This window comes from Pseudonocardia cypriaca (assembly GCF_006717045.1).
Lineage (GTDB): Bacteria > Actinomycetota > Actinomycetes > Mycobacteriales > Pseudonocardiaceae > Pseudonocardia > Pseudonocardia cypriaca.
Map to the genome: position 1 here is coordinate 2,741,886 of NZ_VFPH01000001.1, position 16,669 is coordinate 2,758,554.

At 74.6% G+C, this 16,669-nt stretch carries 12 protein-coding genes; 7 read left to right on the plus strand and 5 right to left on the minus strand.

Annotation, left to right across the window (positions count from 1 at the left end):
• Positions 1-110: 110 nt before the first annotated feature.
• From FB388_RS13110 to FB388_RS13120, 3 genes are read right to left on the minus strand one after another with little or no spacing between them, the layout of a single operon-like run.
• Positions 111-1,406: an acyltransferase family protein gene (locus FB388_RS13110; protein ID WP_142100753.1), complete on the minus strand. Its 1,296-nt coding sequence runs from the start codon at positions 1,404-1,406 to the stop codon at positions 111-113.
• Positions 1,407-1,463: 57 nt separating this feature from the next.
• A complete protein-coding gene (locus tag FB388_RS13115; RefSeq protein WP_246121881.1) occupies positions 1,464-2,216 on the minus strand; it encodes an IclR family transcriptional regulator in 753 nt (250 codons plus the stop codon).
• On the minus strand, positions 2,213-3,646 hold the full coding sequence (locus FB388_RS13120) for an APC family permease (protein WP_142100755.1): 1,434 nt from the start codon (positions 3,644-3,646) through the stop codon (positions 2,213-2,215). The genes FB388_RS13115 and FB388_RS13120 overlap by 4 nt, the downstream gene beginning before the upstream one ends.
• 215 nt (positions 3,647-3,861) lie before the next feature.
• Here FB388_RS13120 and FB388_RS13125 point away from each other — a divergent pair, with 215 nt between their 5' ends.
• From FB388_RS13125 to FB388_RS13155, 7 genes are all read left to right on the plus strand, one after another.
• Positions 3,862-5,859, plus strand: coding sequence for a primary-amine oxidase (locus FB388_RS13125; RefSeq protein ID WP_142100757.1), 1,998 nt, complete (start codon positions 3,862-3,864; stop codon positions 5,857-5,859).
• Positions 5,849-7,375, plus strand: coding sequence for an APC family permease (locus tag FB388_RS13130; protein ID WP_142100759.1), 1,527 nt, complete (start codon positions 5,849-5,851; stop codon positions 7,373-7,375). Before FB388_RS13125 ends, FB388_RS13130 begins: the two co-directional genes overlap by 11 nt.
• 237 nt (positions 7,376-7,612) lie before the next feature.
• The gene (locus FB388_RS13135) at positions 7,613-8,818 is read left to right on the plus strand and encodes a hypothetical protein (protein ID WP_142100761.1); all 1,206 of its coding nucleotides are present in this window, start codon (positions 7,613-7,615) and stop codon (positions 8,816-8,818) included.
• Positions 8,815-11,307 (plus strand): serine/threonine-protein kinase, encoded by a 2,493-nt coding sequence (locus FB388_RS13140; RefSeq protein ID WP_142100763.1) that lies wholly within the window; start codon positions 8,815-8,817, stop codon positions 11,305-11,307. The genes FB388_RS13135 and FB388_RS13140 overlap by 4 nt, the downstream gene beginning before the upstream one ends.
• Before the next feature lie 3 nt (positions 11,308-11,310).
• Positions 11,311-12,369, plus strand: a complete 1,059-nt coding sequence (locus tag FB388_RS13145) for a protein phosphatase 2C domain-containing protein (protein WP_142100765.1) — start codon at positions 11,311-11,313, stop codon at positions 12,367-12,369.
• The gene (locus FB388_RS13150; RefSeq protein ID WP_142100767.1) at positions 12,366-13,664 is read left to right on the plus strand and encodes a vWA domain-containing protein; all 1,299 of its coding nucleotides are present in this window, start codon (positions 12,366-12,368) and stop codon (positions 13,662-13,664) included. The genes FB388_RS13145 and FB388_RS13150 overlap by 4 nt, the downstream gene beginning before the upstream one ends.
• Positions 13,661-14,353: a double zinc ribbon and FHA domain-containing protein gene (locus FB388_RS13155; RefSeq protein ID WP_142100768.1), complete on the plus strand. Its 693-nt coding sequence runs from the start codon at positions 13,661-13,663 to the stop codon at positions 14,351-14,353. Before FB388_RS13150 ends, FB388_RS13155 begins: the two co-directional genes overlap by 4 nt.
• On the opposite strand, the gene FB388_RS13160 is transcribed toward FB388_RS13155, so the two are convergent.
• Positions 14,341-15,318: a glutamate ABC transporter substrate-binding protein gene (locus tag FB388_RS13160; protein ID WP_142100769.1), complete on the minus strand. Its 978-nt coding sequence runs from the start codon at positions 15,316-15,318 to the stop codon at positions 14,341-14,343. The two genes, FB388_RS13155 and FB388_RS13160, sit on opposite strands and share 13 nt — an antisense overlap.
• Positions 15,315-16,661 carry a hypothetical protein gene (locus tag FB388_RS13165; protein WP_170225593.1) on the minus strand — a complete coding sequence of 449 codons (1,347 nt, stop codon included), beginning with the start codon at positions 16,659-16,661 and terminating at the stop codon, positions 15,315-15,317. Before FB388_RS13165 ends, FB388_RS13160 begins: the two co-directional genes overlap by 4 nt.
• Positions 16,662-16,669 lie beyond the last annotated feature (8 nt).

The following is a 16,669-nucleotide window of genomic DNA, read 5'->3' on the forward strand; positions in this document are numbered from 1 at the left end:
TCCAGCTCCGGAGCCTAGGCCCCCGGATCGCCGTCCGATCCGCGAATCGGCCGGCGGTATCGCCGGCGGAGGTGGCACCGCAATCGGTGCGCGACCCGGCGGGCCGAGGATCAGCGGGGGCTGCGGAGGGCGAAGGCGCCGGCCGCCACCAGCAGGAGCGGCACCACCGCGGCGCCGGGGAGGCCCTGCTCGGTCACGAGCCCGTCCAGCCCGATCCTGGAGACCACGAACAGCCCCACAGCCGAGGCGAGCGTCCCGGCGACGACGACCGCCGGCCGGACCGAGCCGCGCACCAGCGCGTCCGCCGGTCGTTCGAACCGGCGGAACAGCGCGACGATGCCGACGCACACCAGCGAGCACGCGATCAGCCATCCCGCCAGCGCCGGGAACCACAGCGGGGTGTCGGCGGCCGGCAGCCGCACGCCGACGACCAGCAGCAGGCTCTGCACCAGGTAGCAGGCGGTGAGGTGCCAGCAGTACACCGTCATGATCGCCGAGCTGCCGGTGGCGACCGCGAACCAGGCCCTCGGCCGCTGCACCAACGCGGTGCCCGCCCGGCGGAGGAGCAGTGCCGTGCCGATGAGGAAGAGGCTCTGCGCCAGCAGCGCGAGGTTGGGCGGCGCCGAGTTCGACACGTCGTTGCCCGGCAGCCCGACCATCAGCACCGGGTAGGCGGACGTGCCGAAGACCAGCAGAGCCGCGCCGGCCAGACCGCCGACGGCGAACAGCCCGGCCAACCGGCGACCGCCGCGCTGCAGGGTCCCGTCCGCGTACCCGTAGCCCAGCTGGTGCACCGCCAGCCAGACGAACAGGTAGTTCGCGAAGCCCACCAGCGTGACGCCGGTGCCGAGCCTGAGCACGTCGACGACCACGACGGCGCTCGCCAGCGCCCCCAGCACCGGCCACAGGCCGAAGCGCTCGTGGAACCGCATCATCAGCGGCGCGGCCAGGACGATCACCAGGTACACGCCGAGGAACCACAGGGGCACCGTGATCAGCTGCAGGCCGGCGGCGAACTGCCCGATCGTGTATCCCGTTGCGTGCATCAGCAACGCGAGCACCGTCCAGACCGCCAGCATGACCAGCACCGGAGGCAGCAGCCGGGCCAACCGGGTCCGGACGAACCGGCCGTCGGGCGGCCGGTGGCGCAGCGCCCGGGCGTGCGCGAACCCGCCGACGAAGAAGAACAGCGCCATCACCTGCCACACCCAGGTCGACAGCATCAGCAGCAGCGAGGTGCTCACCGTGCCCGCGCCGTGCAGCGTGAGCAGCGCGACCACCCAGTGCCCGAGCACGACCATGCCGATCGAGAACAGCCGCAGCAGGTCTGCGTACCGGTCCCGGTCGACCGGGGTGGCGGCGGCGAGCCCCGTCGCGCTCAGCGGGGCCGTCGGTGCGTTCGTCATGGTGATCAGGCTTCCGGGCCCCGGCCCGTGGCGGATCCGAGAGACTACGTACTTCCCTCAGGCGAGCAGCGGGGCGAGGCGCTCGGCGTGCTCGCGCAGGAGGGCGACGAGCTCGACGTTCGGCTCCGCGACCCGGTGCGGCGGGCCGGCCAGCGCGAGCCCGGCGACGAGGCTGCCCGTGCCGGGGGCGCGGACGGGCACGGCGATGCAGCCCCGGTCCCCGCGCAGCTCGCCGCACTGGCGGGCGAGGCCGCTCTCGGCGACGGCGGTGAGCTGGCGGTCGAGGACGCCCGCCTCGACGATCGTCTGTTCGGTGAACCTGCGCAGGTCGCGGGAGACGCCCCGCCAGTCCGGCTGGTCGGCGAGCAGCAGCTTGCCCAGCGCGGTCGCGTGCGGGTACCGGGCGATGAGCGTGGGCTCGGCAGGCGGGTGGTCGGGATCGGCGTCGACGAGCGTGACCTGCCCGGTGGTGAACGACGCGAGGTGCACGCCCCAGCGGACGAGCCCGCGCAGGTGCTCCACCACCGCGCGGGCCGCGGTGGGCGGGGTCGGCACGACGGGCAGCGCGAGGCGTGCGGCCCGCCGGCCGAGGGCGAACCCGCGCAGGTCCGGCAGCCGCACGAGGTACTCCTCGCCCACGAGCAGGTTGAGCAGGCGGTACGTGGTGGCCTGGGGCAGCTTGAGCGCGGCCGAGATCTCCTTCGCGGTGACGCCCGGGCCTGCCGCCACCACCTCCTCCAGGACGGCGAGCGCGCTGCGTACGGCGCGGGGCTGGCGTCCCGAGAGGGGGAGCGGGTCCAGCCCGGTCACGCGGCCCGTCCGGTGTGCACGTCGGCCGTCGACGGTTCGTCGTAGACGCCGATCGCGGCGAGCTCGTTCGGGCGGCGGGCGCGAAGCACCGCGTACCAGGCGATCGCTGCGAGCAGCAGCGCGCCGAGCACGATCGGCACCGGGCCGCCGAGCGCGGAGACCACGAACACCCCGCAGACCCCCGCCAGCACCGGCACCGCGACGACGGTGACCGCCACGGGTGCGAGCGTGAGCTCGCCGATGCGGCGCAGGAAGAGCGGAGCGGCGAGCGCCACGAGCAGGTACGCCACCAGGTAGCCGGCGGTCGCGACGCCGAGCAGCCCCCGCAGGACCGCGAGGCCCGGTACCCCGGTGAGGAGGAGCGCCGCGGGGGCCGCGGCGCCGACGGGCGCGGCGACGGCGATCGCGACGTGCGGCGTGCGGTAGCGGCGGTGCGTCGCGCCGAAGCACCTCGGCACGATCCGGTCCCGCGCCATCGAGAACAGCACGCGGGCCAGCGCGTTGGTCGTCGCCAGGGTGCACGCGACGAACGAGGTCGCGATGCCGAGGTCCAGCAGGCCGGCGAGCCACGGCGTGCCGTGTGCCGCGGCGAGCGTGACGACCGGTTCCGGTTGGCCGCCCAGCGCCCCGGCGAACCCGACCACCTGCGTGTGGGCCGCCAGCAGTGACAGCAGGCCCACGAGCCCGGCCGTGCCGAGCACCGCCCTCGGCACGGAGACGAACGGGCGCCGCGCCTCCACGCCCAGGGTGCTGGCCGCCTCGAAGCCGATGAACGCGCCCAGCGCGGGCAGCACGCCTGCCGCGACCCCGACGAGGCTCCACCCCGGCGCGGCGTCGACGGGTGCGGGTGGCGCAGGCGGTCCGGCGAGCAGCACGCCGAAGATCACGAGCATGACGGTGATCGAGACCGCCTCGACGGCCAGCACGATCCGCGCCGACACCCGCACGCCACGCAGCACGAGGCCGCCGGCCAGTGCGGCGAGGACGACCACCGCCACCGCTCCGACCGCGGGCGACGGGGCCACGCCCACCCGGGTGAGGAACGCGTCGGTGTAGAGCGCCGCCCCGGCGAGCGCGGCCATCAGGAGCACCGCGTACCCGGCCAGGAGTGCCGCTCCGCATGCGAACGCGGCCGCCGGACCGAGGCCCTTCGCGGTGAGGCTGTAGAGCGATCCGGCCGCGGCCATCCGGCGGGTGAAGGTCGCTATGCAGGCACCGACGGCCAGCGCCACCGCGGTGGCGAGCACGAACGACCAGAGCGTGGCCGTGCCGGCCGTCGTCGCCACGATCGCGGGGACGGTGGCCATCCCGGCGGCGGGCGCCGCCGTGGACACCGACTGCGCCAGCACCTCGACCGGGCGCAGGTTGCGCCGGTCGAGGCCGTGCACGGGCGAGCGGCGCCGCAGCCCCGCCAGTGCCCCGTACCGCATCCCTCACCTCCGATGATCGGGGGACGCTAACCCCTCCACCGGCGCTGCGACAGGCGCGAACACGTCGAATGAGAATCGGACGCCGCCGATTCTCACCACGTGAGAGCCGTCACACCGGGCTTTCGCGGCTGCGGAGACCCGCCTTTGACCGCGGTGGCATCCAGCGGTGACGGTCCTTCACCACGCTCTCGCCAACGACGCAGGGAGGCACCCGTATGACCACTGTCGAGGACCGGCGCGACGCGACCACCGACACGCCCGAGGCCCCCACCCATCCGCTCGCCATGACCCGCGGCGCGGAGGTCGACCGGGTCCGCGAGGCCCTGACCGCAGCGGGTCTGCTCACCGAGACCGTCCGCTTCGCGTTCTTCGCGCCCGAGGAGCCGCCGAAGGCCGAGGTGCTCGCCCACGACGACGGGGCGCCCATCGACCGCCGGTTCCGCGCCGTGCTGCTCGACCTGGCGACGGGCCGGTCGTGGGACACGGTCGTGTCCGCGACCAGCGGCGAGGTCGTGTCGTCGCGGGAGATCGACGCGCCGCGCGAAGGCCAGCCGCCGATCATCGACGCCGAGTTCGAGCTGATCGAGGACATCCTCAACGCCGACGATGGCTGGATCGAGGCCCTGCGCAAGCGGGACATCGAACCTGCATTGGTGCGCGCCGTGCCGCTCTCGGCGGGCGTGTACGACCACCCGGAGGAGGTGGGCAGGCGCATCGTGCGCTCGTTCGGGTTCCGGCAGGACCACGAGCAGGACCACCCGTGGGCGCACCCGATCGACGGCCTCGTCGCCTACGTCGACCTCACCGACCGGCGGGTCACGCGGATCATCGACGTCGCCACCCCGCCCGTCCCGGCCACGTCGGGCAACTTCGACGACCCCGAGGTGCAGGGCCCGCCGCTCGACTCGCTGAAGCCCATCGAGATCACCCAGCCGGAGGGCCGCAGCTTCACGGTCGAGGACGGCCGGGTGCGCTGGGGCAAGTGGGACCTGCGCATCGGGTTCAACGAGCGCGAGGGGCTCACCCTGCACCAGATCGCCTTCGACGGCCGCCCGGTCTGCTACCGGGCCTCGATCGCGGAGATGGTGGTGCCCTACGCGGACCCGGCGCCGACGCGGTTCTGGCAGAACTACTTCGACTGCGGCGAGTACATGTTCGCCCGCTACGCCGACTCGCTGCAGCTGGGCTGCGACTGCCTCGGCGACATCCACTACGTGGACGCCGTGATCGCCGACGACTTCGGCTTGCCGAAGACGATCACCAACGCGATCTGCATGCACGAGGAGGACACCGGTGTGCTCTGGAAGCACTCGGACCTCTTCACGCAGTCGCGCGAGGTGCGCCGCCAGCGGCGCCTCGTCATCTCGTTCTTCACGCCGATCGGCAACTACGACTACGGCTTCTACTGGTACCTCTACCTCGACGGCACGATCCAGCTCGAGGTGAAGGCCACCGGGATCGTGTTCACCGCCGCGTACCCGGAGGGCGGCAACGAGTACGCCACCGAGGTGGCGCCTGGCCTCGGCGCGCCGTACCACCAGCACCTGTTCTCGGCGCGGCTGGACATGACCGTCGACGGCGTGCGCAACGCCGTCGAGGAGGCCGAGGCCGAGCGCGTGCCGATGGGGGAGGGCAACCCGTACGGCAACGCGTTCCGGCAGCGGCGCACCCGCCTGAGCCGGGAGTCGCAGGCGCAGCGCCGCGCGGACGGGTCGGTGGTGCGCAGCTGGCACATCGTCAACCCGGAGAAGCGGAACGCGCTGGGCCAGAACGTCGGGTACGCCCTGCTGCCGGAGGGCCGGGCCACCCTGCTCGCCGACGAGGCGTCCTCGATCCACGCGCGCGCGACGTTCGCCACCAACCACCTGTGGGTCACCCGGTACGACCCGGCGCAGCGCTACCCGGCGGGCGACTTCGTCAACCAGAACCCGGGCGGCGCCGGCCTGCCCGCCTGGGTGCGGGCCGACCGGGACATCGACGGCGAGGACATCGTCGTGTGGCACACGTTCGGCACCACCCACTTCCCGCGGCCGGAGGACTGGCCGGTCATGCCGGTCGACCACACCGGCTTCACCCTGAAGCCGGTCGGGTTCTTCGACCGCAACCCGGCGCTCGACGTCCCGGCGACTCGTGCGGCGCACTGCCACAACGGCAGCGGTGACGACCACGAGGTGCACGGCCCGGCGAAGGAGCGTGCCGGCGATGGCGACTGACGCGACCGCCGCTCCCACCCCGACCGGCGGCTTCCACCGCACGCTCGGCCTGCGCGACGTCATCGCGCAGAGCCTGTCGGTGATCGCGCCCGCGATGTCCGGGGCGTTCCTCACCTACCTGGCCTCGACGAAGGCGGGTGGCGCGACGCCGCTCGCCTACCTGCTCGGGACCCTGGCCATGCTCGCGGTGGGCGGAACGGTCGCGATGTTCGCGCGGTCGCTGTCGTCGGCCGGGTCGATGTACACCTACATCACCCACGGCGGCGGCAAGGTGCTCGGCTTCCTCGGCGGATGGTGCTACGCGGCGGCGTTCCTCGTGCTCGGCGGAGCGGTGCTGTGGGGCTTCGGGTTCTTCACGGCGAGCCTCGTCGCGCTGCTCACCGGGGCCGACCCGGCCTGGTACTGGTTCTCCCTGGCCGGGCTCGTCGTCATCGCTCTGATGAGCCTGTACGACATCCAGGCCTCCACCCGGACCCAGCTGGCGATCCTGCTGCTCACGATGGTCGCGCTGCTGGCCGTGGCCGTGGTCGTCATCGCGATCGGGTCGCCCCCGGTGAGCGTGATCGACGGGACCACGCCGGTGGCCGACCCCGGCCGCAGCTTCGACCTCGCCGCGTTCTGGCCGTCCGCGGCGGGCGTCTCGTGGACGGGGGTGCTGTTCGGCCTTTCGTTCGCGATGCTGTCGTTCACCGGGGCCGAGGCCAGCGCGGTGCTGTCGGAGGAGACGCGCGACCCGCGCCGGGCCATCCCGCGCGCGATCATCGGCTCGATCGTGGTGGCCGGCCTGTTCTACCTGGTCATCACGTACGCGACGGCGATCGGCTTCGGCGTGCAGCAGGCCACCACCGACTGGCCGACGTCCGTCGCGGGGTTGGCCGCCGTGGCCCCGAACGAGGCGGTCGGCGCGGTCGTGCTGGCCTGTGCGGCGCTGGCGAGCCTGTTCTGCGCGCTCGGGGTGCACATCGCGGTGTCGCGGGTGCTGTTCGCGATGGGGCGCGAGCGGGTGCTGCCCGCCTGGCTGGGCACGCTGCACCCGCGCTGGGGCACCCCGTGGCGCGCGATCGGGCTCGACCTCGTCGTGTGGGTGGTGCTCGCCGCCGTGTCGGTGCTGTTCACCAGCCGGGAGAGCCAGGTGGCGATCGCGGGCGGCATCGACTCCGGCCTCACCGGTGGGGTCTTCCTGTTCACCTTCCTCGCCGGGGTCGGTACGCCCCTGGTGATGGGCGTGTACCTGCTGCTCGGGATCGCCGGGGCGGCGCAGGGGAGGCGCACCGGGCGGCCCGGGTTCACCGTGACGGGCGTGCTCGCCGCGCTGGTCGGGGCGCTCGCGGTGGTGGGCGGGGTCTACTACTCCTTCGTGCCCGCCGCGCCGGGCGCGCCGATCCCGCTGCAGGTGGCGATGGTGCCGTGGGTCTGCCTCGGCATCGCCGTCGCCGGGCTGGCGCTCGCCGCGTGGACCCGCACGTCCCGTCGGGACGTCTGGGCGGACATGGGCCGCATCTTCGACGAGGTGTGACCCGGCGGCCGGGGCCTCCGAAGTTCAGGAAAGCCACGTTCAAGGCCTTGTAGGCCCTGAACGTGGCTTTCCTGAACCCGCAGAACCATCCGGGCGGCCCCTGGACCTGCTGCTGGTCCACCTCGGAGCCGGGCCGCCCGTTGCGAAACCGTCGCTCAGAGCCATCCCTCCGCGCGCCTGATCGCGCTAGTCTCCCGACACGATGCGGTGCTGCGTGGCTGGGGGCGTGACAGCGGGATGACAGGCGGGAGCGGCGCCGCGCCCATCGGGGGACTGGAGGCGGAGCTGGCGCAGCGCAGCGCCGCCGAGGGGCGGATGGCGACGTCGCTCGTCGAGCTGGAGCGCCACCCCGGACACGCGTTGCTGTCCACCGGTCGCCTCACCGGGCTCACGCAACGCGAGTGGGCGCGGGCGAGCGCCGACCTCGCTTCGTTGTGGCAGGACTTCGACACCTACCGCCAGGTGCTCGCCGCCGCCCGCCACGCCCTCACCCGCGGGCCGGACGATCCCGAGCTGCACCGGCTGCTCCGCGAGCCGTCGATCGAGGTGGGGCGGGCCGTCGTCGAGCGGAGGCTGACCGGCACCGTCGAACGCGTCGACACGATCACCCTCGCCGAGCTCGCCGAGCGGATGGAGGCGGCGTTCGACCGCGTGCACGACCTGTTCGTCACCAGCCACGACCTGCACGAGACGTTCCTCGCCGCGGTCGGCCCGCTCGCCGAGCGCCTGCGGGCGGCCCGGCAGCTCGCCGCCGACCTCGAGGACACCCGCGTCGCGGAGCTGACCACCCGGGTCGAGGAGCTGACGGCCCGGTGCACGACCGACCCGCTCTCCCTCGCAGGCGCCCCACCGGACGCCGCGATCGCCGAGCTCGGTGCGCGCGTCGACACCCTCACCGCCGACCTCGCCGGCACCGCCGCCGCCCGCAACTCGTGGGACGACCGCCTCGCGGGCGTGGGCGACGCGATCGCGGAGGTCGAGGCCGCCCGCGCCGCCGCGGAGCAGCTGCGGCTGCGCGCCCAGGACCTCGTGCTCACCGCCCCGCTCGACCCACCGCCGGACCGCGCCGCGGCGCTGCGGGGCGTGCACTCCGCGCTGCTCGACGGGCGCCTGCCCAGCCGCCGCACCTGGCCAGCGCGCGCCCGTGCCCTCGCCGACCTGGAGGCCCAGGTGGCGGCGGCGGCCGCTGAGGTGCGCAGGGCCCACGCGCTCGCCGACGGCCTGCTCGAACGGCGCACCGAGCTGCGCGGCCGCTTCGAGGCCTACCGGGCCAAGGCCGGCCGGCTCGGCATCTCCGAACGCCCCGACCTGCTCGCCCTCGACGCCGACGTCCGCCGCCTGCTGTGGAGCCGCCCCGCCGACCTGGCGGCGGCCACCCGGGCGCTCGTCTCCTACCAGCAGCTCCTGGCCACCGGCGGCAGCTCGACGGGAAGGACGGCATGACCGCGCCCCAGGCCTGCGGCCGCCCCGGCTGCGACGGCACGATCGACGGTGGGTGGTGCGACACCTGCGGGCTGGCCCCCGTCACCGATCCGGCGACCGGGTCGTCGAAGGCCCCTTCCACACCGCCGGCTGCAGCGAGCGGCGGGCAACCCTGCGGCCGCCCGGGCTGCGACGGCACCATCGACGGCGGGTGGTGCGACACCTGCGGCCTCGCTCCCGACACCGCCCCCGACACCGGCCCCTCGACGGCCGCGGCCAGTGGTCCCTCCACCGCTCCGTCGAGCCGTCCGACCAGCTGGTCCACCAGCACCGGCGGCAGCCGCCCGTCACGCCGCGGCTCCGGCCGCACCACCACCGGCACGGCACGCAGCAGGCTCGGCGCCGGGCTCGTCGACGTGCCGGCGGTGCCGCGGGTCGACCCGGCGAGCGCCCTGCTCACCGACCCCCAGGTGCCGGAGGACAAGCGGTTCTGCAGCACCTGCCACAAGCCCGTCGGCCGGTCCAAGGACGGCAGGCCGGGTCGCACCGAGGGCTTCTGCCCGCACGACGGCACCCGGTTCTCGTTCACGCCGAAGCTGCGGTCGGGCACGGTCGTCGCCGGCCAGTACGAGGTGCAGGGCTGCCTCGCGCACGGCGGGCTCGGCTGGATCTACCTCGCCACCGACCTCAACGTCGACAACCGCTGGGTGGTGCTCAAGGGCCTCCTCGACTCCGGTGACGCGCACGCCATGGCCGCGGCGGTGGCGGAGCGGCGGTTCCTCGCCCAGGTGAACCACCCGAACATCGTCACGATCCACAACTTCGTGCAGCACCCCGACGACGACGGCACCCCCGTCGGCTACATCGTGATGGAGTACGTCGGCGGTTCGTCGCTCAAGCAGCTCATGGAGGCCCGCCGCCGTCTCGACCGCACCCTCGAACCGATGCCGGTGCCGCGCGCGATCGCCTATATGCTGGAGATGCTGCCCGCGCTCGGCTACCTGCACGCGAACGGGCTCGCCTACTGCGACTTCAAGCCCGAGAACGTCATCCAGTACGACCGGCAGCTCAAGCTGATCGACCTCGGTGCCGTGATCCGCTTCGACGACCTGACCAGCGCCGTCTACGGCACGATCGGCTACCAGGCGCCCGAGATCGGCGACGAAGCGGTGCCCGACAACGGGCCGTCGGTGAGCTCGGACCTGCACACCGTCGGCCGCACGCTCGCCGTGCTCGCCCTCGGCATCCCGCCCGCTCGCCGAGGAGTGCCCACGCCGTTGCCCGACCCGGGGGAACACCCGGTGCTCGCGCGGCACGAGTCGTTCCACCGGCTGCTCCTGCGGGCCACCGACCCCGACCCGCTCCGCCGGTTCGAGTCGGCAGACGAGATGGCCGAGCAGCTCGGCGGGGTGCTGCGGGAGGTGCTCGCCACCGACCGCGCAGAAGGCATCGACGACGAGTCCGGCGAGCACCGGCACGGGCCCCTGCCGCCCGCGGTCTCCACGGTGTTCGGGCCACCGCGGGGCACGTTCGCACCCGGGTTGCTCGTGGGCTCCGTGCCCGACGCAGCCGACGCCGCCACCGATGCCGACACCGGCGCCGACACCGAGCCGGGCCGGCCGGAACCCCGGCGGGTCGCCGCGCTGCTGCCGGTCCCGCTGGTCGAGCGGGACGACCCGGCCGCCGGGCTGCTCGCCGCGTCGGCGCCGAGCACCCCCGCCGACGTGGAGCGGGTGATCGCCGCGGCGCCGAAGTCCAGCCGCGCGCTGCAGCTCGCGCTCGTGCGCGCCCACCTCGACGCGTCCGAACCGGGGACGGCCACCACCGTGCTCGACGCGCTCGCCGTCGAGGACGCCGACGACTGGCGGCTCGACTGGTTCCGGGGCGTCGCCGCGCTGGTCGAGGGCCGGGTCGATGCGGCGTGCGCCGCCTTCGACACCGTCTACTCCACCCTTCCCGGCGAGGCAGCGCCGAAGCTGGCGCTCGCCGCCGCGACGGAGTGCGCGCGCCGCGACGAGCCGGCGGGCCGTTACTACGCGCTCGTGGCGCGGCCCGATCCCGGGGTGGCCGACGCCGCGTTCGGGCTCGCGAGGGTGCGGGTGCGGGCCGGTGACCGCGCGGGAGCGCTGGCGGCACTCGACGCCGTGCCGGACACGTCGAGCGGGTACGTCGTCGCCCAGCTCGCCGCGGTCGAGGTGATGCTCTCCAGGCGGTTCGACGCCGACCCGGGTGAGGACGACCTGCGGTCGGCGGCGGCCCGCGTGGAGGGGTTGCGCCTCGATGCGGCCACGGCGCAGCGGGTGCGCATCCGGCTGTTCGAGGAGGCGGTGGAGCTCGCGCCGAACGGCGCGGGCGGCGCGCCGCTGCTCGACTGCCCGTGGAACGAGCGATCGCTGCGGCTGGCGCTCGAGGCGAGCCTGCGCACGTCGGCGCGGCTCGCATCCGACCCGGCTCAGCGGGTGGTACTGGTGAACCGGGCCAACGCCGTGCGCCCGAGGACGTGGGTGTAGCCGATGTCAGAGAACACTTCCGCACCGGCCGCCGCCGCCTGCCCCCGGTGCCGCGAGCCGGTTGACGGCCACCGCTTCTGCGAGAACTGCGGCCACGACCTGTGGCTGCGTCGCGGCGGGGCCGCCCGCGCGCCGTCGGGGCCGTGCCCCGGGTGCGGCGCGAACGGTACGAACACGCCCAACGGGTTCGGGGTCGACGAGGCGGGGGAGGACTACTGCAGCACCTGCGGGATCCGCCGCGACGACGGCACCGAGCACATCGAGGCCGACCTCGGCCAGGTCGCGGGCGTGAGCGACCGGGGGCTCGTCCACGCCCACAACGAGGACGCGATGGCCGTCGGCGTGCTCGCCGCCCCCGACGGTCAGGCGCTCGTGGCCGCCGTGGTGTGCGACGGCGTGTCCACCGTGGACGCGCCGGAGCTGGCCTCACGCGCCGGGGCCGACGCCGCGTTGGAGCGGCTGCTGCACCCGAGCGGCCCCGACATGAGCAAGGCCGTCGAGGAGGCCGCGGACGCGGTGGCCGCGCTCGTCGACGGGAGCCACGGTCACTTCCGGAACCCGCCGTCGTGCACGCTCGTGGCGGCGGTAGTCGACCCAGGCCCCGAGGACGGGGTCTCGATCACCGTGGGTTGGGTCGGCGACAGCCGCGCCTACTGGCTTGCGGCGCCGGACGCGGCCGAGCCCGCTCGCCTGCTGACCGTCGACCACTCGTGGGCCACGGAGATGATCAACTCGGGAACGCTCGACGCGGAGACGGCCCTGGCCGACCGGCGGGCCCACGCGATCACCCGGTGGCTCGGGGCGGGCGGGGAGCCGCACCCCGAGATCGTGACGATCCGGCCGGCTGGGCCCGGGTTGCTGCTGCTGTGCAGCGACGGGTTGTGGAACTACTACCCGGGTGCCGAGGAGCTGGCCGAGGTGGCCCTGTCCACGCTCGCGCGGGGCGGGCCCGTGGCCGTCGCGCGTGAGCTCACCACCATCGCCCTGAACGCGGGCGGGCGCGACAACGTCACGGTGGTCGCCGTGCCGGTCGGGCCATGGGACGAGAGAGGTACTCCATGACCGACGTGGCTGGTGCGGGTGCGTTCACGGTCGAGGTCGACCAGAACAGCTACCTGCCGGCTGGCGCGAGCAGGGTGGACGCGGTCGTCACGGTCACCGCTGCCGACGCCGCCGCCGCGCCTGCCCCCGCGTCCGAGGTGCTCGAGGTCATCGTGGTCGACTGCTCCACGTCGATGACGGGCAGCAAGATCCGGGCCGCCCGGCAGGCCACGATGGCGGCGATCGCCGAGCTGCGTGACGGGGTGTCGTTCGCGGTGGTGGCCGGCAACCACGTGGCCCAGCAGCTCTTCCCACCGGTCGGCACGGTGGTGGCGAACGCCGGCACGCGGACGACGGCGACCCGGATGGTGGAGCGGCTGCAGGCCGACGGCGGCACCGGGATCGGGGCCTGGCTGACGCACGTGGGCGGGCTCGCGCGCCAGCACCCGGGCTCCATCAAGCACGCCATCGTGCTGACCGACGGTCAGAACGGTGAGTCGGCGGAGTACTTCGCGAACGCGCTGAACGGGGTGCTGGGCACCTTCACCTGCGACTGCCGGGGGGTGGGCACCGACTGGCGCGTCGACGAGCTGCGCACGATCGCCACCTCGATGCTCGGCACCGTCGACATCGTCGCCGACCCCGCCGACCTCGCGGCCGACTTCCGGTCGATCATGGGGGAGGCGATGGGCAAGAGCGTGGCCGACCTCGCCCTGCGCCTGTGGACGCCGCGCGGTGCGACCGTCCGGTTCGTCAAGCAGGTGGCGCCCACCGTCGAGGACTTGACCGACCGGCGCACGGAGGCCGCCCGGCAGAGCGGTGACTACCCGCTCGGCTCGTGGGGCGCCGAGTCACGCGACTACCACCTCGCGATCGAGGTCCCCGCCGGGGGCGTCGGCGACGAGATGCTCGCCGGACGGGTCAGCATCGTGCGTCCCGGCCCGGACGGCGCCGAGGAGGTGCTCGGGCAGGGGCTCGTGAAGGCGATCTGGACCGAGGACACCGCGCTGTCGACCCGGATCAGCCGCGGGGTCGCCCACTACACGGGCCAGGCCGAGCTGGCCGAGGCCATCCAGGAGGGCCTCGCCGCGCGGAAGGCGGGCGACGAGGCCACCGCGACGGCCCGGCTCGGGCGGGCGGTCGCGCTCGCCGAGGCGTCCGGGAACGAGGGCACCGCGCGCCTGCTCGGGCGGGTGGTGGAGGTGGTCGACGCGCCGTCGGGCACGGTCCGGCTGCGCAAGGCGGTCGCGGACGTGGACGAGATGACGCTCGACACCCGCTCCACGCGGACCGTGCGCGTGCGGGGGGACGGATGAGCGGCCCCTGCACGGAGGATCACAGCGCCGCCGCGGGTGAGTACTGCGGGGTCTGCGGGCTGCGGCTGCGCGGCGGGCAGCCGGAGGCGACGGCCGCACTGGCGCCCGTCCAACGCTGCCCGAGCTGCGGCTCGGCCCGGGAGGGCCGGTTCTGCGAGGTCTGCGGGTACGACAGCGCGCTCGGGCCGCCGCCCGAACCCGCGTCCCCCGTCGACGGTGATGCCCCAGCTGCACCCCGGGCGGCGCCCGGTGGGACGTGGACCGCGGTGGTCCGCGCCGACCGCGCCTGGTTCGAGGAGGTCCTGCGCCGGGACGGGCCGGACGCAGCCACGCTGCAGTTCCCCACGTTCCCGATCGAGCGGCGGTTCGTGCTCGACCGGCCGCAGCTGACGATCGGGCGCCGCAGCCGTTCGCGGGGGGTCGAGCCGGAGATCGACCTGTCCGCCCCGCCGCTCGACCCCGGCGTCTCCACGCTGCACGCGCTGCTCGTCGGCCGGGCCGACGGCGGCTGGGACGTGGTGGACCTGGACTCGACCAACGGCACGATCGTGGGGGACCGGCCCGACCCGATCCCGCCGAACACGCCCGTCCGGCTCGCCGACGGCGACGTGGTGAAGGTGGGCGCCTGGACCACGATCACGCTCGTCGCCCCCGTCGGATCCGCGGACCGGCCGGATCAGTCGCGGTAGACCGGCGGCAGGGGCTGGGGCACGGCGTCGAGGCGGCCGGTGTACCAGTACCGGAAGTTGGCGGCCAGGCTGCCGTCGGCGCGGGCGGCCTCGAGCACGCCGTTGACGAAGCGGACGAGGTCGGGCTCGTCGGGGCGCATGCCCACGGCGTAGCGGGATGTGTCCAGTGCCCGCCCCACCACCCGGGTGTTGGGGTCCTGCGCGGCGAGCCCGGCGAGGATGACGTCGTCGCTCGACACGGCGGCGACGCGGCCGCGCTGCATCTCCAGTACGCAGTCCGGGATTCCCGGGAGCGTCTCGACCTGGAGTCCGAGCTTGCGCAGCTCGACCTCGGTGGTGGAGCCGCGGGAGGTGCAGACGGTGCGACCGCCGAGGTCCTCGACCTCCCGGATCCCGCTTCCGAGCGGCACCAGCAGGCGCTGGGAGGCCGGCAGGTAGGGGGCGGAGAACTCCACCACCTGCTGGCGAGCGCAGGTGACCGTGAAGCTGTTGACCACCACGTCCACCTGGTTGCGTTCCAGCGCTGCGGCCCGGTCGGCGATGTTCAGCACGACGTACTGCACCCGCTCCGGGTCGCCGAAGATCGCGGCGGCGATCCGCCGGACGATGTCGATGTCGGAACCTTTGAGGGTGCCGGCGAGCGGGTCCCGGTACCCGGCGAGGAACTTGCCCTGGTCCACCCCCGCGACCAGCCGGCCCTGGGCGGCGATGGCGGCCATCGTGGAACCGGCCGGCATGGAGCCGGGCGCGGGCAGCGGGTCCCGCGGGCGCAGGCTCTCCCGCTCCTCCGTGCAGGCGGCGGGCTGCGCGGGCGCGCCTGCCTGGGGCCCGGCGGGCGGAGGCGCGACGGGCTCGCCGGTGGCGGCGCCCCCGCTCAGCAGCGCAGCGCCCAGCGCGAGCACGGCGCCGACCGCGAGGTAGATCGCGGGCCTGCGGGCGCTCACGCCTGCCGGTGCGGTGGTCATCGGTACTCCTCCACCCGTCGCGCGATCCCCGCGGTTGCCGCCGCGGCGGCCAGGACCGCCAACACGGCCGGGCCGGCCGCGAGCCCGTTGAGCGCGGCCGCCGCGGCGTCGGCCTGCTCGCGGAACGCGGCCCGCTCGGCGTCGATCGCGTCGCCGAGCACGGCGCCGAGCCGGTCGAACGCGGCGCCGGACCCGCCCGGGTCCGCCCCGGTGGCTGATGCGACGGCGTCGCGGTAGATGCCGCCGTCGTCGAGCTCGCGCAACCTGCGGTGGGCGGTCATCCACTGCTCGGTGGCGAGGCGGACGGCGGCGATCCGCTCGTCGGTGTCGGGCGCGGCGGCATCCGTGGCGATGTCGAGGAGCCCGTTGCCCTCGGTCGGAGTGCCGAGCACGCTCTCGATCGCGGCCGTGAAGCCGCTGTCGGCGGCGCCGCCGCTGCGGGCCACCAGCACCAGGCTCTCGTTGCTCCGCGCTTGCAGCACGGCGGCCCGTGCGTCGTCGAGCGTGTCGGCGACACCGCTGTGGCGCCCGGCGTCGGCGAGGTGTCCGCTCGCCACGGATGTGGCGACCACCCACCACAGCAGTGCGACCACGATCGCCGCTCCCGCGACCGTGAGCCCCACCGACAGGATGCGCTGCGTACGCCTGCCCTCCCGCACGGCGGCGTCGACCAGTGCGGCGAGCGCGGCGAGCCCTATCAGCAGCACGGCGATCGGCGGGCTCCCGGCGCGGCCGTATGCGTCGGCGAGCGCGCGTGCCTGGAGGCTGCGCAGCTCGTCGGCCGCCGGCAGGATCTGGGTGGACATCAGCCGGGACGCGCTGTCGAGGTAGGACTGCCCGAGCGGGTAGCCGAGCCGGTTGTAGGTGCGCGCCGACTCCACGAGCCCGCTGTAGACCGGGAGCTGCTCGGAGATCGTGGCCAGTGCCGGCGCCGCCGGGTCGTCGGCGGGAAGCAGGCCCGCGGCGTGTACAAGCCGGGCCGTCGTGTCGGCGATGTCGCGGTCGTAGCGGGCGCGGATCTCGGCAGGCTCCTGGCCGCCGGAGACGAAGCCGCTGGTCGCCATCGCGTCGGCGTCGGCGAGCGACCGGTACAGCTCGGCTGCGTCGGCGTGCACGGCGGCGATGCGGGTGCCGCCCTCGCGGACCGCTTCCGTCCGCGCACTGCCGTCGACCAGGCTGAACACGCCGGCCAGCACGCATCCCAACACGAGGACGGCGCCGAGCCGGCGGAGCCGGTCGGGCGTGCTCGGCCCGGCGGCGAGCACCCGGAACCGCTGCCGCAGGCCGCTCCTCGTGGTGCCGCTCGCCGGTGCTCGGGTGGCGTTCTCGAGGTCCAGGCTCACTCGTCCCC